Below are 17,890 nucleotides of genomic sequence, written 5' to 3'. Positions count from 1 at the left end.
CAACAGCGTCGTTTGCTGACGGGGACTCTGTGTCCGTGCGGTGGGGTCCTTTCGGGGCGGGGCAGGTTGAGGGCCCGGCTTTCGCGTCGGGTGGGCGCCGTTCCACTTCGCCGGTGCGGTGGTGCGGGTCGTAGGGATGGCCGAGTTGCTGGTCAGCGGTCGGCAGCGGTGCTGGAGGCCGTGTTGCCGGGCCTCAGCAGGGCGGCGACCGGCCCCCCGGACCCGGCCTGGCCGTGGTCGACGAACGCGGCGAGCGGGTGATGGCCGAAGGTGTTCTTCCAGGTGGTGATGGCGTCCCGCTTCTCGGAGTGTGCGAGCACCAGCACGCCGTCGATGCCCACCATCACCCGGCCGTCGGCGGCCGGACCGCTTTCATCGCCCGAGCCCCGGACTCGCTCGCGTACTTCGGAACGTGCGCCCCGGATCGCCGCGAGCGAACGACTGGGCCGCCGGCAGTGGGCCATCGAGTGCACGATCTCCGGGCATCGGCTACCGACGCCTGTCACCCCGCTACGAGCTCCACCCCCCCCCGCAGCTACCTAATCCGGGATTAGTAGTGGTGGCTCCGTGGACGCCGAGCTGATGCCTGTGCCCGACCAAGCCTTGATGCTCTCTGATAGATCGAGCACGGTTCGGCGTCCTCGTGGCCACCACCACAGCGCGGATGTTGGTGCTCGTCGGTGCTGGGCGAACGCCTGTACCTGGCCGGGCCTTGATGCCTGGAGAAAGATCGGCGCCGTCCAGCGCCGTCGAGTGTCAACACCCGCACCTGGCTCACTCGTTGGTGTTGGTGGAGCGAGCCCACTCCGCGGTGATCTCTCCCTGGGCCCGAGCTGACCGAGCTCCCGAAGAGACCGAGGCCCGCGGGGCGAGCTGGTGCCGCGAACAGCTACTGAGGTGGCGGGCCGGCCAAAAGGGTTGAGTCCTGGGATTAGGTCGCTGCGTGGCCCGCATGAGCTCGTGACCAGCAGGAACGGCACAGCGGAGGGGAAAGACCTTGATCTACTGCGGTATTGACTGGGCCGAACGCACGCATGACGTCGCCCTGGTCGACGACAGTGGCCGGTTACTGGCCAAACGGCACATCACCGACGACGCGGTCGGATACAAGATCCTGCTGGACCTGCTCGCCGAGTACGGCGACACCGCGGAGAACCCGATCCCGGTCGCGATCGAGACCTCCCGTGGCCTGCTCGTCGCAGTGCTGCGCACCGGGAAGCGGCAGGTCTTCGCCATCAACCCGATGGCTGCCGCCCGCTACCGCGACCGGCACAGCGTCTCCCGCAAGAAGTCCGATCCCGGAGACGCCCTGGTCCTGGCCAATATCCTGCGCACCGACATGCACGCACACCGGCCGCTGCCGCAGGACAGCGACCTGGCCCGCGCCCTGGCCGTGCTCGCCAGGGCTCAGCAGGACGCCACGTGGAACCGGCAGCAGATCTCCAACCAGCTCCGCTCCCTGTTACGCGAGTACTATCCATCCGCGCTGGCCGCCTTCGAGCCCTGGAAGAACGGCCTGTGCCGTCGAGAAGCGCAAGAGCTCCTCAGGGCGGCTCCGACACCAGCACGAGCATCGCGGCTGACGCGCAAGCAGCTGCAGGCCGCGCTCAAGCGCGCCGGCCGCCAACGCGGCATCGAAGCCGAGGCCGAACGACTCCGGGACGTCTTCCGCGCCGACTGGGCCCACCAGCCCCCGCTGGTCGAGGACGCGCTCGGCAAGCAGATGCTCGCGCTCCTCATCCAGCTGGAGGCCGCCTGCACCGCGGCCGACAATCTGTCCGAGGCGGTGGAGGAAGCTTTCCCTCAGCACTCGGACGCTGGTGAAGTAGGCCGCCGACGAGGTACCCATGGCTCGGGTCCTTTTCCGACGGCCCCTTCCCGAACCGTGCGGACTAGTTTCCCAGTACACGGCTCTCCGGTGATCGATTCCGAGTGGAGACTGTGGCCCGTCCCGCGTGGATGCGCTGGTGGCATTTTTGGCAAACCACGAGGGTTTTGCGCCTGCGTTCTGCCATCTGGCGAATCCACGGACCCGGGTCCGGTCGGCCTGGTCGCTTGAGGTCTGCGAGCTTCCTGACGTGGTGGACTTGCAGCCCTGTCGTTGCCTCGCACATCTCACAGCGTCCGGCAAGGAGCCGACGAATCAGCTCGTTTTTCCGATTCCCCATGACCGGCTGGACGTCGGACATAACGGTGGTGTGTTGCCGCCGCAGAGTGACTCCGCCGAAGCGGGCGACCAGTGGCTTCCTGCCGTCCTCGCGCTGCACCACGACTGCGAAGCACCTTCTCGGTCCGTCAGGAGTATCGACGGTCGCCTTGTACTTGCGCACCATCTTGTTGACGGTGGAGTCGTGTTTCGCAGCCAGGGTCCTGAGTAAGGAAACTGTCATGACCCAGCGCAGGCGGCTCAGGCGGCACACGTTCTGTGCCATCAGGTAGTACTGGACGATGCCCCGATACTCCGCTCCGTACTTGTCGACGATGGTGAAGTCGGCATCGTGCAGGAGCATGTTGCGGTGCCAGGGCTTGCCCCGCTGCATATAGCGAGCACACCGATCCCGGATGACGGCCATCGGCACGTAGAGCCCAATTTCGCCGTTCACCGCTCGGCGTCCGGCGGTGATCTTCGTGTCGGCATGCTGGGATTTGACCTCATAGCCGAGGAAGTGTGCCGCCTGGCTGGAGGCATGCGTGATCAGCGTCTTCGACTCAGAAAGTTCCAGCCTGAGTTCGTCACGCAGGAACGTACGGATCTGGGACTTGATCTCCTCGGCCTCGTGCTTGGGACCGGCAAACCCCAGGAGAAAGTCATCGCAGTACCGCACGTACCGAAGGCGCCGGTAGCCGGGATCGTCCGGGTCCTGGCTGGGCAGGAGACGGCGCTCACGCCGAAGCGCGTGCAACGTTCCCAGGTCCCCACGCCGTTTCGCCGTGTCGATCCGGTTCTCGATGTCTCGGTAGGGCGGATAGGGACGACGACGCCTCCCGCGGGTGTAGTCCGGGATCAGATGCTGTTCCACGAACTGGTCAAGTCGGTCCAGGTAGATGTTGCACAGGACAGGCGAGGCCACCCCGCCCTGTGGGGCGCCACTCAAGGTGGCGTTCCACTTCCAGTCCTCCAGATACCCGGCCTTCAGCATGTGACCGACCAGCCGCAGGAACCGGCCATCGTGGATCTTCTCCGCCAGGATCGCGAGCATGACCTCGTGGTCCAGGCTGCCGAAGCAGTCGGAGATGTCCCCTTCGATGAACCAGTGCGTCCCCTTCCAGGTATTGACCACCTCGCGTAACGCGGTGTGGCATCCCCGGCCGGAGCGGAATCCGTGGGAATGATCGGAGAACTGGACGTCGTAGTAGGCGTCCAGCAGGAGCCGCACAACCTCGGCGACCAGCTTGTCCGACCATGGAGGTAGGCCCAGAGGCCGCCTCCCGACTTTCTTCGGTATATAAACCCGCTTCACCGCCGACCAGCGATACGACTCCGAGCGTAGGCGCCCGATGATCGCGTCTATTTTGGCCAGCGACATGCCGTCCACGGTTTCTCCGGTGACTCCCGGCGTCATCGCCCCTCTGTTCGAGTAGATGCGCCCGTAAGCCATCAGGAATAGCTGCGGGTTGAACAGCTTCCTATACAGCCTTTCCAGTGGCAGTCCCTTCCTGCCACGCTCTCGAATGACGTCCAGTACCGTTTCGGCATTCTGCATTACGCATACCTCCCTTCACTGGACATCCCTTTCACCTGTGCCCCTTCGCCTTGTGCTCCGGCTTTCCCGGGCTCCTTGGCGGATCGAAACTTCCGCGACTACTACGGGCACTCCGTCACCATGGGGCGCGCGCCCTGTAGGTGATCCCGTGGTACGTCTTCGCTGTACGTGTCGAGCACGACGTAGGCCGCCCACTCATCTCCTTGACCACCCTCGTTGGGCGGCGCCCCGCGCCACAGAGGCTGCCTCAGCCTGATCTCTATGCCGGGGCATGGCGCGGCGTCGGTAACAGGCGTTGTTCCGGCGGGCGTGACAGCTTTACACCTCTTTGGAGATTGGACTTCAAGCAATCCAGCCTTGGCCATATCGCGCGGGTCTCGCGGCACCTCACCCTGAACGCCTCCAGGTGACCACCGCTTTCCTGGCATGCGATTGTCCCCTCGCGCTTTCGCGTCCAGGTAAGCCAGGTGACCCAAGAACATTCCTCTGAGTTCCTCCCAACTGCGTCGGGGATACAACGAAGCGCCTCACGGCGCACAGATCATCCTCAGCTTCCCTGGACTCGGCATCCAGCTCGGCGCCCGGGTGCTCGCCGAGATCGGAGACGACCGCAACCGCTTCGCCGACGCTCGCGGCTTGAAGGCATACGCCGGGGCTTCCCCCATCACCAGAGCCTCCGGCAAGAAGTCGAGCATCACGCGCCGGTGGGTGAAGAACGACCGGCTCAACCATGTCGGCTACCTCTGGGCCTTCTCCGCGATCACCGCCTCACCAGGCGCCAAGACCCACTACCGCAGGCGCCGCGACGAGCACGGAGACTGGCACGCAGCCGCCCAGAGGAACCTCTTCAACCGCATGCTCGGCCAGCTCTACCACTGCCTCCAGCACCGCAAACCGTTCGACGAACACACTGCTTTCCCCGTCGACCTCGCCGCTGCAGCTTGACACGCTAAGTGCCTGAGGTGTCCTACCTTCTAGGCGGGTTGATCGGGCCATTCGTAGGGTCCTGTCGCCTGGGGGTTCTGGGAGGGGCTACTGAGGTGTCGCCGCTCGTGGCTGAACAGACTTGGCCGCCTGGGACCCCACCGACGACCGGGCCGCTCATTGAGAGTTGCGAGTAGATCGCTGAGTAGGACAACGCCGGTGAGGTCGTCTGCAGAGAATCAGTACGACTGACTCGGGATGAAGATGAATCGCATCTGGGCCGGCATAGATGCCGGCAAGGGCCACCACCACTGCTTCGTCATCGACGGGGAGGGAACCAAGCTGTTATCGAGGCGGGTGGCCAATGACGAGCCTGACCTCTTGCAGCTGATCACCGACGTTCTCGCCTTGGGCGACGAGGTGATCTGGGCCATCGACCTTGCCGACGGCGGGGCCGCTCTCGTCATCGCTCTCCTGCTCAACCACGACCAGGAGGTGCTTTACATCCCCGGCCGGACCGTGAACCGGGCCACGGCCGGCTACCGCGGCGAAGGCAAGACCGATGCCCGTGACGCACACGTCATCGCGGACCAAGCCCGCATGCGCCGCGATCTGCAGCCGATCAGGCCAGGCGACGAAGCCATCATCGAGCTCCGTCTACTCACCGGCCGCCGCGCCGATCTGGTCTGCGACCGCACCCGAGCCGTGAACCGCCTTCGTGGCCTCCTGACGGGCATCTTTCCCGCTTTCGAGCGTGCCCTCGACCTGGGCAACCACGGCCCCTTGGTGCTTCTCACCGGCTATCAGACGCCAGCGGCCATCCGTCGGCTCGGCGCGAGCCGGCTCGAACAGTGGCTCCGGAACCGGAAGCTCCGCTGGTGCGGAGCCTTGGCCCGCACCGCCATGGAGGCCGCCGAGCGACAGCACACCAGCGTTGCCGGAGAGAAGACGGTCGCAGTGATGGTCGCCACGCTCGCCCGCGAAGTGATCGTGCTCAACGAGAAGATCAGCGAGATCGACCGGCAGATCGAGGTTTCCTTCCGCGCCCACAGTCAGGCCGCCATCGTTGCCAGCATGCCCGGGGTCGGCAACCTGCTCGGAGCTGAGATCCTGGCCGCCATCGGTGGCGACATGGATCTCTTCGGCAGTCCTGATCGCCTGGCGACGTACGCCGGCCTGGCACCGGCTCCCAGGGACTCGGGCAAGGTCAGCGGTAACCGACACCGGCCGAAGCGATATCACCGACGTCTGCAACGGGCCCTGTTCCTTGCGGCCATGAGCAGCATCACCTGCTGCTCGGAATCACGCCGGTACTACGACCGCAAACGAGCCGAGGGCAAGAGGCACTCGCAAGCGGTCCTGGCGCTGGCCCGGCGACGAGTTAACGTCCTGTGGGCCCTTCTCCGAGACCAGCGGCACTACGAACTCACGCCACCAGCAGCAACCGCCCAATAGGGCCTCTCGCCAATCGCAAATCTGATCGACCAGGGCCGAGTTCTCAGGGAGGATCCCATCAGCATTGGCCCATGACGCTGAGGAGGTCCCTGTGATCACACAAGGAGTACAGGTCACAGGCCGGTGCAGTGCTTGCGGGGGTACGACGACCTGCGATGTCGGTCAGTTCTTCGACCGCGGCATGCTCTCTTGGGGCACCGAGGGGCGATGCGTGGACTGCCCGAATGGGTGGTGCGAGGAAGACAGCGGCCCCGTCACGCCCGAAAACATTCGACAGGCTCTGCTGCAAGCGCACGGGCCGGCGCGGCTTCGCCTGTCTGGAGACGTGCCGAGCCTTGTTCCCGTGCTGCAGGCCCTCCGCAGCGCACGGGAACTGTCCTTGGGCGAAGCACGAGCGCAGGCAACGGAACTCGCCGGGGTCGGTCTCATCGGCACGCTCGTCGAGATGGAGGCCCTGGCGGTTCACCTTCGGAGACGAGCCATTGCGGTGAGCGTTGAACCAGCGGCGTAACCGCGTCTGGACAGCACCTGCTGCGGCTTGACACCGGCATTGAGAAGTCTTTCTCGGCCTCGCTGCAGTACCTCTGTTGCTGGCGCTCCCTCAAACCGACCATGTAGGACGCGCTATCAGGCGCCGCCCTCCGGACCGAGGAATAACCGCGGGTCGCATTTGAACCTTCCTGATCGAGACCACGTTGTGGAAAGTGAAGAGGCTTGCCGATGAAGGGTGCAAAACGTATAGCCTCCATGCTCCGCCATCTACGAGCGTATCCCAGTCTTCCCTTCACACAGCAGGAGATCGATTCACATGCCTGGACCATACAACTACCCCGGTGCTCCGAAACAACCCGACAACCGCCCCCCAGCAGGTCGTGCTCCTGCGGCTCCTCCCTACAACGGCAGGGGTAACACCCCTGTAGGCGCTGGCTATGGCTATGGCTATGGCTATGGCTATGGCAATGCTCGCCCTGAGCCGGGTCGCCCCAGCGAACCGCGGGATGGGTCGCGACGAGCCGCGGATCAGGCTGCGGCTGACCGCGAGCCGCAGCCAGGGTCCTTGGGCGCCATGGTGCGCTCGGGCGCGGATGTACTGGCCCGTGTTGCGTGGGATCAGCGGCCGCCCGGCGCACCTCGGAAGGCGGCAATGGATTACATAGACGGCGCCCTGGCCGGAATGCGGGATCAGCATACGGTGGGCCGCAGCGTGCGGGAATCTATCGCAAGCATCCGAGCCGCGGCGGGGGAAAATGGCGCGCGTGATGTTGATAAGGTATTCACGAACCCGGAATTGGATCGGTACTACCGTACTCCCGAGAGTAGCCCTCAAGCGCTGGCGGCTCACGACCACATCGCTCGAGCGGAATACCGGTACTGGCAGGAGCAGCACGCTAGCAACCCGTCACGGGGCACCGAAGCCGCCGTAAGGGCTGTTCCGGAGACGCGAGTCCGTCTGCAGAGGATGGTAGGGGGGGTCGTGGATGCGGCGAAAACTTTTGCGGGGAACGCATTCCGCGAGGGCGACCAGTTCTCTGGCGGCATCGACGGCCCGGACTCTCCGCCCAGGTACTCGACGATGGTTGGTCCCCCGGCCGCGACAGGGCAACCTTCGGTTTCGAACCACCGCTCTCGCCACCACGGGGGTGAGGAGGACCAGGGCAGGGTGAGTAGTCACTCCTCCGGCCATGGGGTCGCGGACTCTGCGCGCAGTTACCCGGCGGCGGGTCGTCCCCCGGCCGCGACAGGGCAAAATCCGGTTTCGAACCACCAGTCTCGCCACCACGGGGGTGAGGAGGACCAGGGCAGGGTGAGTAGTCACTCCTCCGGCCATGGGGTCGCGGACTCTGCGCGCAGTCACCCGGCGGCGGGTCGTCCCCCGGCCGCGACAGTGCAAAATCCGGTTTCGAACCACCACTCTCGCCACTACGCGGGTGAGCTGACGCAGCCGACGCAGCCGAAGAGGACAGCTGGCAAGTAGGTGAGCACATTCAGGCGTGGTCGGGCGTAGGGGTTGAAGGGTTGCTCTTCGGCCGGCTTCTGCCTGAGTGACCTACCGGTCTGGTGTGTATGCCCGCCGGGGTGGGCTGATCACCCACCCCGGCGGGCTGCTGGAGAGGGACACGGGCAGCGAGCAGGCGCACTGGCGCGAGAACGCCTGGGCCGTTTCTGATGGCTCTTGGTTGGTTGGGTGGATCTCGTGGTTGGCCGGGCAGGACGCCGTATGGTGCGGCGACGGGAGTTCACGGACGCGCAGTGGGGGAAGATCGAACCCCTCATGCCCGGCGGCGGCAAGCCGGGCGGGCAGCGGGCGGATCACCGAAGGGTGATCAACGGGGTGTTGTTCCGGGCCCGGAGCGGGTGCCCCGGCCTGATCTGCCGGAGCGGTACGGTCTCTGGGAGACCGTCTGCGAGGGCCGTCGCCGCTGGTCGGCGGACGCCGCCGGGAAGGACGTCCTTCAGGAGTTGCAGATCGAGGCGGTGCCGGCGACCCGGGCGGGGCGCTGCCCGCCAGGCGGACCGGCAGGAGTGGGCCGTGGACATCGACTCCGCCTCCTGCCGGGCGCATCAGCATCCGGCCGGAGCGCCCCGCAGGCCTCCGGCCGACTACCCGCAAAAAAGGGGCGGGGCGTGAGGAGGCCGATGGACGAGAGGTGTTGGGGCGCTCAGGGGGTGGGCTGACCGGCAGTGTCCATTTGCTCTCGGACGGCCGGGCCCGCCGGCTGTACTGGCTGACCTCGCCCGGTCAGCGGGGTGACAGCCCGATGTTCGCCCCGGTGGTGGACGGCTTTCGCAACCGGCGCCGCGGCACGGGCGGCCGGCGCAGCCGACCGGACCGGGTGCGCGGCGGCAAGGCGCACTCCAGTCGTGGCAACCGCGCCTATCTGAGGCGGCGTGGGATCAAGGCCACCATCGCGCAGCCTGATGACCAGCGGGCCCACCGCAAGCGCCGGGGACGAGCCGGTGGCTGGCCCCTGGCCTTCGACAAGGTCCAGTACCGCCGTCGCAACGCAGTCGAGCGGTGCGTGGAACTGGGGGGCGTCGCGCGACTGGTGCCAGGCGCGACGCCCCGGGAGGAACGCCCTCGGGGGTAGGACGGTCCTGCCCTCAGACTCTGCTCCCGGCGGAGGCAACTGGCTTCAGTCGATCGACTGCTTTTATCCCGCTGACACAACGACTCCAGTTTCCGTTGGGATCGGTAGTGCAGGCGAGTCTGAGGAAACCTCATGGATGTCCAGTCGTCGTTCCCGACGCGCGCGGCCGACGCAAGCCGTGCGGCCGGGCAAAGGATCGCTCGACTACCCACCGGCAGACGACCAGCCGTTGTACTGCGCGGTGCCGCGCCGGGCGATGAGGGGCACGATGCCGCGGGCGCGGACCGTCTCGCGGCCGCAGTCGTCGTCGTAGCCGCGCTCCGCGTAGAGGGAAGACCGCTTTGCGGCGTGGCCGGCCGTCCCGCCCGCGGACGGGTGGGACGGCGTGCGGCAGAGGCAGGAGATGGGTGACGTCGTCGCGGTCGTCACCGGCCGGGATGACGGCGAGCGGGCCCCCTGCGCATTCGTGATCGGGTGGTGCTCGGAGCCGACCGGCCTCGGTCGACCGTCGACGGGCCCGTCGCGATCCTCCTGTAACGCCCTGAGGGGCCGACGACGCACGGGACCATGCCTCGTAATCTTGAGAACTCGCACCAAGGAGATCGCGGAGCGTTCGGCGATCGACGGGGCACGAGGTATAGATCGGGCCGCCGGGCCAGCACACCCGGCACAGACACCGTGACGTCTGCGGCAGCGGCACCGCGGATGAGTTGCTCGCCGAGCTCGGGTTCGCGCGCACTACCGTGCGGGACACCGGCGAACGCGCGGGCGTGGACCAAGGCTTGATCGCCCGTTGCTTCAGGGCCAAGACTCAGCTCTTCACCGCCGTGCTCCGCGACGGGAAGGGCGACAACGTGCCGTTGGACCTGCTCGGACACCGAGCGGGTGCGGGACCTGTTCGAGCGCATCGAGCAACGCGGTCCCGGCCCCGTCTTCCAGGCCGCAGTCCAGCGCCCTTGCGATCCGGCGATCGAGAGCGCCACACGAGAGGAACCCCAGGTCCGTATGGCCGCTCCTTGAAAGAGATCTTCGCGGGGCGGGGACTGGACCGGGCCCAGTTGCGGGCCGAGGTGGCGACGGCCGCGTTCGTCGAAGCCGTGCCGGTTGCGGCATCTGCGCGATCGCGGACGGCTCATGCTCTCTGGGAACCGGCGTTTGATCAGGGTCTTGCTCCGCGCCGGCGTTCAGGTCCGGTTCGGCCGGCCATGCATTACCGGCCTCTTGGCCAGCCGCCGCTCGAGCACTTCGAGCAGTGCCTCGTTCAGCCTGGCCCTGGAGGCCGGCCCATTCGACTGCGGGGCTGTGGCGTTCCGCCGTCCTCCCATGCCCGGTGCGGGCGTCGTTCGATCGCACGCTGATCCGTAACTGCCTGGCGACCGCGGCATTGTCCTGTCCCGGGGCGGACAACTCGGCCGCCTCCATCGGGACGCGCTCGCGAAACGCCGTCACTTCGCGCGGTCGGTGACAGTCAAGCGTTCCGGACGGCGTTGACGCGGCCTCGCGGCCGTCACGGCGGGCTGGGACGGCCCGGCACCGATGCGTGAGCGGGGGGAGTCGGAAAGTGAACCAGCTGCTCAGGGTCCGGTTGCCGGACTCGCGTCTTGCGACGCCATCACCGTACGGTCCGCCTGTGTCGACTCGCCCGTCACCGAAGGCCGACGGGAGATCCTGGGCGGGTGGAGGTTGGGCCGACGAAGGTACGACAGTCCTCCCGAAGTCGGTGAGCTGAGGATGTCTGGCATCTTCGTCGCCGTCCCTGGCTCACAGACTTGCGTTGAACCTTCTACCCGATGCGCTACGTAGTTCGGGCGAGAGGAAAGATGCCAAGGGAAGGCAGACATGCCAGATTTTCAGTCCGATCGACGCAGTAGTTATTCTGACGACGGAGACGATGACCGGCGTAGCGACTTCGTACAGGAGCCGGCGGGCCCTGATGAGATGGATCACGACGCACCGCGTAGTCGCTTCTCCTGGGATAGTAATCATAATGACGCGCAGAGGACACGTAATTCGTCTCCTGATTCGGAAGAGAGTCGGAGGAATTCTCAAACAGACTCTCAGGATGAGCTACAACAATACCGCGCCGAGCCTCCGGGCAGGGTTAGAAATGGATATCTCGAGCCGACGGCCTTCGGGCAGGAACCGTTGTCGCGCTACGGTGTCCAGCAGGAACCGCTGTCGCGCTACGGTGTCCAGCGGGAACCGCTGTCGTCCGGTGCCTCGCAGGAAAAGCCACAGCGTTCACCAAAAGCATCGGGCGCCGGTGGTCTCTTGAAGTTCCTGGGGAGGAAGCGCTGGGTGTCAGTAGTGGCCGGCGCCTTGGTAGGTTTTGCGGTGGGAGGGCCACTGGGGGCGGTGCTGGGTGCTGGAGTAGGACTACTGGCGGGGGAGGTAGCCCGTCAGGTTCTGCACTCCCGGGAAAAGAAGCAGCAGGCACAATCCAGTGCTGATGCGGTGGTGAGCCGGATGCCCGAGCGTTCGCAGAGCTGGACTCCTGGCGCAACTTCGCAGCGCTGGGAACGAAGTAATGCGCCAACCGTAAATGTGGGAAACCGGAGTTCAAGCGTAGAGCAACGTGAGACGCGGGACTTCGACAGAGGAAGCATGACGGTAGCGGCATCCGCGAGGCTGAAGGGCCCAGCCCCGCGCGGGGTAACTCCGGTCGCACCGACGACCAGCCAGCGGTCATATAGCCCGCCCCAGAGTCCTGGTCGGCGTGCATCTCGATGAAGGTGGAACGCATTCCCCTCATGCTCTGTGAGCCGGTTTTTCGGCATATCGGCTGTGCCCTGTGATCGGTGCAGACGCACTGCCTGAAGACTTGCGCCTGGTCACCCAGTGAGCTGTTTGCAACCTGGTCGGTGCTGCGATGACTTCAGACCGTGTCCCACGTGGTGAGGCGGACGTATCGCCTGTAGCGGCAGAGTGCGGCTGCGAGTGCCGGAAAAGCCCAGCCGGTCGCGGGGGTTTCGTTCGTAGCCGGGGGCTGAGTCGGCGGTAGCCCGCCCCGATCGGGGTCGCGTGAAGCCGGCCTCGAACCCCGGCACGTGACCAGATCAGGAACCGGCGGTGGCCAGTCGACTGCGAGATAGCGAAGCACGGCGGCAGCGCACGCCAGGCACAACCGCTGACCAGTGAGGCCGCTGTCGATGCAGACGCCGTCACCGAGGACCGCCGCACCCCCGCAGTGCTCGGCCGGGCCGGAGTCCCGCCAGGCCTTCGCGTCCGCGGTCGTGCCGGGCACCGTGCGGGCCGCGGCCATCACCAGCCGGGTCTCCGTGTCCACGATGATCAGCACGGTCACACCGAACAACGGTGCGAGCTGCCGCACGGTGAGGTTTGTGCGGTGGTAAACGGCCACCGACAGCACGCGCTCAGCCGGGTGGTGAGCCGTCACGGGCGGGGCCCCAGCCACAGTCCTCGCCGCGTTCCCGGACCGCTCTCAGCAGCCGACCGAACTGATCCACCCACTCCCGATCGGCCCTCAACACCCCGGCCACACGGGTGAGATGCCCTGATCGATACCCCTTCCGCGACACCCTTCAGGTCTTCCGAATTGAGTCGCCGAAGTCATGAACCCTGGTTGGGCGACCCTCGTTGTGGCTGTCTGACAGGGCACGACGGACTCAGAGAACGCAACGAGTACCACAGCCAACAGTTCAACGAGAACGACTGGATCCAAGGAAGGTGGTGAGGAGCCGTATGAGCGTCCCCTCGATGGAGCGTTCCGGTCCGCAGGCGTGGGTGCGCGGTCCGACCACCCGGCTCCTGCCCGGAGCACAGGCGGCAGCCGCACACATGTCACGGCCGGCTCAACGGACTCAGGGGCACCAACCGGCGACCGGGGATCACGAGACCCTGGTGATACGGCCCTCCACCCAGATGCGGAGGCCGCAGCGGTCCTGGACACCACCCCCGCCCGTCGGCGCAGGTACGGGCTGGGTCGCGGCTCACGGCGGCGCGGGCGCGAGCACCCTGGCGGCAGCTCTCGGGGGAGCCGACCTGGGCTGTCGCTGGCCCGACATCACACGAGGGGAGCCCGCCCGGGTGATGGTCGTGGCACGAACCAATGCCAGCGGTCTACGGGCGGCCTCTCAGATGCTCGGCGCTTTGCGTGATGGCAGGCACCCACCCGGTATGGAGTTGGTGGCTCTCGTGCTTGTCGCCGATGCGCCCGGTCGACTGCCGTTGCCGCTCGCTCGCCGCGTTCGGGTACTCCGCTCCGCCGCCCCTGTCAGGCGGGTGCCGTGGGTTCCTGCCTGGCGATTGGACGGTAAAGCGAAGGCCCTTCCCAAGGAGGTCTTCCAGCTGGGCGCGCTCGCCGGGCTCCGGCCGGCGGAGATGGGTGGTGCCCGGTGAGGGAATCGGTCGAGGTGGCTGCTCGCGCGGCGACGTTCACGCCGGGTGCAGAAGCCGACCAACTGCTCGGAATCCTCGCATGGTGCGCCTCGGCCGCGGCTGTCGGCGGTGTCATAACGGTCGGCACTCTGATGGCCCTTCAGATGCGCCGTGGCTACCCGGGCGAAGGAGCAGAGCACTTCCGCGGACTCCTGTTCGTCATGCTCGCCTGCATCCTCGGCAGTACTGCCGGACCAATTGTGAATTTTCTTGGCCCCTTCTCACTCTGAGGTGGCGCCCGCACCCCTTGCTTCTTCGAGGTACGGCCAAGAACTTCTACTCACCCTGCACGCGGCACCGCTGCGCCCGGCCACCGTCGAACTGCCCGCAGGGCACAGATCCGCATTCATGAAATATATTTCCTTGTCGCTCACCCTCACTCGCTCCGATAATCTCAGGAGAAACGATGAAGGAATTCCTTCCCACCATTTTCCAGGCCGCCGCCGTGCCTAACCCAGGGCGCGACGCTCCCGACGCGCTTACCCAGAAGGTCAACACCGTCCTCGGTATAGCTGCCTGGGGAGGTACTGCGGCCGGTGTCGCAGGAGTTCTGATCACCGGAGCAATGATGGCTTTGTCCATGAAGCGCGGTGAGGCGTCCGAGCACATGAGCCGACTCGGCATGGTGCTGGGCGGCTGTGTGCTGGTCGCGACAGCCGGACCGCTGATCAGCTTCGTCTTTGCCTAAGTGGAGGTATGGGGCATTGTGTTTAAGCGCAATAAAGCAAGTGCGGGTGCGGACTCGCCGTATTGGAGTCAGCAGGGAAGGGTTTTCTCTGCGATATTCCTCGCCGCTGTCCTGGTGGTCTCTGGAATCACATGGCTGACAACAGGGCAAGACTCGGCGGATGCGCGAGGGAACACAGGAGAAGGGAAAGGCCCGCTCTCGCTCCCCTCTGGAACGAGCCCCACCGGACAGGGCAGGGATGTTCGTCCGCCGGGGTGCCTCTCCGATGATTCCGACAGGGCGAAGCCAGCGGCAGCACCCGCTGATGTGCAGTGGCGGTCGATCGGCTTGTCGAAGGTCCCGACGTCTCCGTCGGCAGGTCCGCTCCGGTTCAGTGGGCCGGTGATGTGGTGCTTCGCCCACACACCGACGGGGGCGGTGATGGCCGCGAACGTCATCCCTACACAGATGAGCGGGCGGGCCTGGCGGACCATCGCCGAACAGCAGTTGGTCAAGGGACCGGGCCGGGACATTTTTGTGGCACAGCGGTCGACCGTCCCCGCGTCGGCGCAGAACGGAACCGCTGTCGGCTCGTATGCCGGCTTCGCGGTCATGTCTTACTCACCTGGTGGCGCCGAGGTACAGCTTCTCATCAAAAGCGGTTCCGGCGGTTACCGTTCAACGGCTGTTTCTCTGAAATGGGACGGTGGCGACTGGAAGGTGCAACCCAAGCCCGACGGGGCCCTTTACGCGCCGATGCAAACTGTTTCGGGAAGCGACGGATTCATGCTTTGGAGGACATGACGTGGCTTGTTCCACGGGGAACCCGCTCGTCGATGCAGTCAAGGGATTCTTCCAGTTTCTGGGTGATCCCATCGGCAGCATTGTGGAGGGCATAGCAAATTCTGTACTAGGGGCCGCCATATCGGTATTCGGCACACTGACAACAGGCATCCCGACGCTCTCCACCTCCGACACGGCCCAAGACGTCGACAATCAGACGCAGTGGATTGTTGTATACACGGCCGTCGCATCGCTGATCTTCGCGGCGATCCGGATGGCACTTGAACGGCGGGGAGAAGCCGGAGCAACCGCACTGAAGGGTCTGCTCCGCGTCATTGTCGTAGCAGGTGGCGCCACGGCAGTAGTCACCGCTCTTGCGGGTCTCTCCGATCGGTATGCTGACTTCCTTTTCAAGCAAGGTGCCTCCCAGCAACTCACCAGCAACATCGGCTGCCAGAGCGGCGGAGGTGTAGACGCGTTCCTGCTGCTCGTCCTGGCCTTTCTCCTGCTGATTGCCGGCATCGTGCACACGATCCTGCTCTACATCCGCCTCGGCGTGATGATCCTGCTCCTTGGAACTCTGCCGCTTGCCGCCGCGGCTTCCATGACGAACTGGGGCTCCGGTTGGTGGCGCAAGCACATTGGCTGGATGGTCGCCTGGCTGCTCTACAAGCCGGCCGCCGGTCTCGTCCTGTTCGCCGGCTCAGCGATGATCTCGAGCGGCCCGGATGACGACATCCATGAACGGATTGCCGGAATCGGTGTGATGTTCCTGTCCGCTGTCGCCCTGCCCGCACTGCTCAAGCTGGTTGTCCCCGCGACTGCCGCACTCGGTGGTGCCAACGTCGTAGGAAAGGGAGTGTCGACGGTGGGGAGTGCGGTGGCTACCGGTGCGCGGTCACTTGGTGCCGGTTCTGCCGGTGCCGGTCAGAACGGGACCGCGGGAGGCCGCGGCCCATCGGGTGCGACTGGAGCGGCGGGAGCGGCCACGAACGGATCCGGCGCCGGCGGCCGGCAAAGGGCCGGTGGCGGACGTGGCACGTCGGGTGCCGGGGCATTGGCGGCAGGCCCCGCCGGTGCCGTGGTTCGTGTCGCGCAGAACGTCGGCAACCTCGCGGCCGGCGCCCTGGACGGAGCCGACGGAAATGCGGGACACAACAGGTAGCGCGCGAAAAGCCGACGTTACAGCTCAAGCGCACAACGGCGCGGGAATCAGGGCCGGCGCGCGTCGACCCTTCGCCGGACCGCACTCCTGAGCTTGTCAGTGATCATGAACGAACGAAAGCAGGAAGGAAGCAGATGAATGTCCGCTGAAGCCGTTTCGCACCCCACGTACGGCAATTGGCGCCGTCCCCGCAGGCCAGGCCTCGGGCCGCTCGGCCTGATCGGCACCATCGGGGTGTTCGGAGGACTGATCGTCGTACTCCTCGCGTCTTTGGTGTCGCTGCTGGTCGCAGCCGTGCTGCTCGTCCCGCTCGTCATGGTCCTCACTCCGCTGGCCGTGCGCACCCAGGACGGAAGGAACGTCTACCAGTTGATGACCTTGCGCTTCGCCTGGATGCGGCGCAAGGCCAAAGGCGCGCACCTCTACGTGTCCGGTCCTCTGTCACAGCGTCCTGGTGGACGCTTCCGGCCCCCGGGCCTGCTCAACCGAGTCACCGTCAGCGAGGGGCGGGACGCCTATGACCGCCCTTTCGGCGTGCTGGTTCACCCGAACCGCAACTTGTACACCGTTGTCCTCGGCTGCGAACCGGACGGCGGCTCCCTGGTCGACCCTGACCAGGTGGACGTATGGGTGGCCATGTGGGGTGAGTGGCTTGCCCGGCTGTCCCACGAACCGGGGCTCCGTGGGGCATCCGTCGTCATCGAGACCGCCCCCGACCCAGGGACGAGGCTGGCCAACGAGGTACTGTCGCGCATTTCTCCGTCTGCTCCCGCAGCAGCGCGCGCGGTCATGGAGGAGGTTGTCCAGAGTTACCCTTCAGCCTCCTCCGAAATGCACACGTACATCACCCTCACCTATGGCGTGCCACCGAACCAGAAGCGTGATCATCAGGACGTGATCACTGACCTGGCGATTCGTATCCCCGGGCTCCTGAGCGGGCTCGTCGGAGCCGGCGGGGGCTCGGCGTACCCCCTGTCGAAAGAACGGATCGCCGAAGTCGTACGCGTGGCCTACGACCCGGCCGTCGCGGCCGACGTGCTCACTGTGCGGGCCGAGCACGGCGGTACGGGCCTTGAGTGGGAAGATGCGGGACCCGCCGCCTGCGTCGAGACGGTCGGGGCCTACCACCACGATTCCGGGGTCTCGCGCAGCTGGATGCTTACCCTCGCGCCACGGGGAACAGTCCGCTCGAGCGTGCTGCGCGGGCTGCTCGAGGCCGCCAACGGAACGCGCCGTAAGAGGGTCGCTCTTCTCTATCGGCCGATCGACCCGGCTACCTCGGCGCGCATCGTGGAGGCGGACCGCCGAAGCGCGCAGTTCATGGCCAGCTCCGGGCGTGGAATGGTGCAGGCCCGAGCTGCCTCGGAGGTGCGGGCGGTCGAGCAGACTGCAGCAGAGGAGGCCTCAGGCGCCGGACTTGTGGAGTTCTCGCTCATGCTGACCGTCACTGTGGATTCCGCGGCTGAACTCGACGACGCGAGTGTGACCGTGCGCAATCTCCTGGCGGCCTCGCGCATCTCCATGCGCCCTGCCGACCGTATGCAGGCCGCAGCCTTCAGCTGCACCCTGCCCGTCGGGATTCTTCCCTGGGAGCAGACGCTCATTCCGCACGAACTGCAGGAGGCGCTGTGAGCGGCATGAAGGAACGCGCGTCGGGCCCCGTGGCCAACTGGCCGCCCGGTGCGTCCGGCCCCACGACGGCCCT

The 17,890-nt window shown here is 66.1% G+C and carries 12 protein-coding genes and 6 pseudogenes; 13 read left to right on the top strand and 5 right to left on the bottom strand.

Features of this window, described 5'->3' with window-relative positions; genetic code table 11:
- Nucleotides 1–158 precede the first annotated feature (158 nt).
- Nucleotides 159–440 (bottom strand): annotated as a pseudogene (locus tag OG798_RS55285) (IS1380 family transposase); the annotation flags it as partial.
- 557 nt (nucleotides 441–997) lie between these two features.
- Here OG798_RS55285 and OG798_RS55280 point away from each other — a divergent pair.
- A pseudogene (locus OG798_RS55280) lies at nucleotides 998–1,819 on the top strand (IS110 family transposase); the annotation flags it as partial.
- 73 nt (nucleotides 1,820–1,892) lie between these two features.
- On the opposite strand, the gene OG798_RS55275 reads toward OG798_RS55280, so the two are convergent.
- Nucleotides 1,893–3,704 (bottom strand): reverse transcriptase/maturase family protein, encoded by a 1,812-nt coding sequence (locus OG798_RS55275; RefSeq protein WP_328756053.1) that lies wholly within the window; start codon nucleotides 3,702–3,704, stop codon nucleotides 1,893–1,895.
- A gap of 534 nt (nucleotides 3,705–4,238) precedes the next feature.
- Between OG798_RS55275 and OG798_RS55270 the strand changes: the two are divergent.
- The 4 genes and pseudogenes from OG798_RS55270 to OG798_RS55255 all read left to right on the top strand — a co-directional run.
- Nucleotides 4,239–4,649: pseudogene (locus tag OG798_RS55270) on the top strand (IS110 family transposase); the annotation flags it as partial.
- A 243-nt stretch (nucleotides 4,650–4,892) separates the two neighbouring features.
- Nucleotides 4,893–6,083 carry an IS110 family transposase gene (locus OG798_RS55265; protein ID WP_328760583.1) on the top strand — a complete coding sequence of 397 codons (1,191 nt, stop codon included), beginning with the start codon at nucleotides 4,893–4,895 and terminating at the stop codon, nucleotides 6,081–6,083.
- A 2,218-nt stretch (nucleotides 6,084–8,301) separates the two neighbouring features.
- Complete coding sequence (locus OG798_RS57050; RefSeq protein WP_443054257.1) at nucleotides 8,302–8,712, top strand: transposase; 411 nt, start codon at nucleotides 8,302–8,304, stop codon at nucleotides 8,710–8,712.
- A 19-nt stretch (nucleotides 8,713–8,731) separates the two neighbouring features.
- Nucleotides 8,732–9,172, top strand: coding sequence for a hypothetical protein (locus tag OG798_RS55255; RefSeq protein WP_328760599.1), 441 nt, complete (start codon nucleotides 8,732–8,734; stop codon nucleotides 9,170–9,172).
- Nucleotides 9,173–9,281: 109 nt separating this feature from the next.
- Here the strand turns inward: OG798_RS55255 and OG798_RS55250 are convergent.
- A pseudogene (locus OG798_RS55250) lies at nucleotides 9,282–9,690 on the bottom strand (IS5/IS1182 family transposase); the annotation flags it as partial.
- Between the two features lie 192 nt (nucleotides 9,691–9,882).
- Here OG798_RS55250 and OG798_RS57045 point away from each other — a divergent pair.
- Both OG798_RS57045 and OG798_RS57040 read left to right on the top strand, forming a co-directional pair.
- Nucleotides 9,883–10,530: a helix-turn-helix domain-containing protein gene (locus tag OG798_RS57045; RefSeq protein WP_443054256.1), complete on the top strand. Its 648-nt coding sequence runs from the start codon at nucleotides 9,883–9,885 to the stop codon at nucleotides 10,528–10,530.
- Between the two features lie 481 nt (nucleotides 10,531–11,011).
- The gene (locus tag OG798_RS57040; protein ID WP_443054255.1) at nucleotides 11,012–11,902 is read left to right on the top strand and encodes a DUF456 domain-containing protein; all 891 of its coding nucleotides are present in this window, start codon (nucleotides 11,012–11,014) and stop codon (nucleotides 11,900–11,902) included.
- Between the two features lie 291 nt (nucleotides 11,903–12,193).
- On the opposite strand, the pseudogene OG798_RS55245 reads toward OG798_RS57040, so the two are convergent.
- Both OG798_RS55245 and OG798_RS57035 read right to left on the bottom strand, forming a co-directional pair.
- Nucleotides 12,194–12,310: pseudogene (locus OG798_RS55245) on the bottom strand (transposase); the annotation flags it as partial.
- Nucleotides 12,309–12,672, bottom strand: a pseudogene (locus OG798_RS57035) (IS5/IS1182 family transposase); the annotation flags it as partial. The pseudogenes OG798_RS57035 and OG798_RS55245, both read right to left, overlap by 2 nt.
- 202 nt (nucleotides 12,673–12,874) lie before the next feature.
- Between OG798_RS57035 and OG798_RS55235 the strand changes: the two are divergent.
- From OG798_RS55235 to OG798_RS55210, 6 genes are all read left to right on the top strand, one after another.
- Nucleotides 12,875–13,531 carry a DUF6668 family protein gene (locus OG798_RS55235; RefSeq protein ID WP_328760369.1) on the top strand — a complete coding sequence of 219 codons (657 nt, stop codon included), beginning with the start codon at nucleotides 12,875–12,877 and terminating at the stop codon, nucleotides 13,529–13,531.
- Nucleotides 13,528–13,800 (top strand): hypothetical protein, encoded by a 273-nt coding sequence (locus OG798_RS55230; RefSeq protein ID WP_328760367.1) that lies wholly within the window; start codon nucleotides 13,528–13,530, stop codon nucleotides 13,798–13,800. The genes OG798_RS55235 and OG798_RS55230 overlap by 4 nt, the downstream gene beginning before the upstream one ends.
- A gap of 176 nt (nucleotides 13,801–13,976) precedes the next feature.
- A complete protein-coding gene (locus tag OG798_RS55225) occupies nucleotides 13,977–14,258 on the top strand; it encodes a hypothetical protein (RefSeq protein ID WP_328760365.1) in 282 nt (93 codons plus the stop codon).
- Nucleotides 14,259–14,678: 420 nt separating this feature from the next.
- Nucleotides 14,679–15,041 carry a hypothetical protein gene (locus OG798_RS55220; protein ID WP_328760363.1) on the top strand — a complete coding sequence of 121 codons (363 nt, stop codon included), beginning with the start codon at nucleotides 14,679–14,681 and terminating at the stop codon, nucleotides 15,039–15,041.
- A 1-nt stretch (nucleotide 15,042) separates the two neighbouring features.
- Nucleotides 15,043–16,185: a hypothetical protein gene (locus OG798_RS55215; RefSeq protein ID WP_328760361.1), complete on the top strand. Its 1,143-nt coding sequence runs from the start codon at nucleotides 15,043–15,045 to the stop codon at nucleotides 16,183–16,185.
- A 138-nt stretch (nucleotides 16,186–16,323) separates the two neighbouring features.
- The gene (locus OG798_RS55210) at nucleotides 16,324–17,817 is read left to right on the top strand and encodes an SCO6880 family protein (protein WP_328760359.1); all 1,494 of its coding nucleotides are present in this window, start codon (nucleotides 16,324–16,326) and stop codon (nucleotides 17,815–17,817) included.
- Nucleotides 17,818–17,890: the final 73 nt, after the last annotated feature.

The organism is Streptomyces sp. NBC_00271 (genome assembly GCF_036178845.1).
Taxonomy (GTDB): Bacteria; Actinomycetota; Actinomycetes; order Streptomycetales; family Streptomycetaceae; genus Streptomyces.
This window is presented reverse-complemented; position numbering and strand designations above follow the sequence as displayed.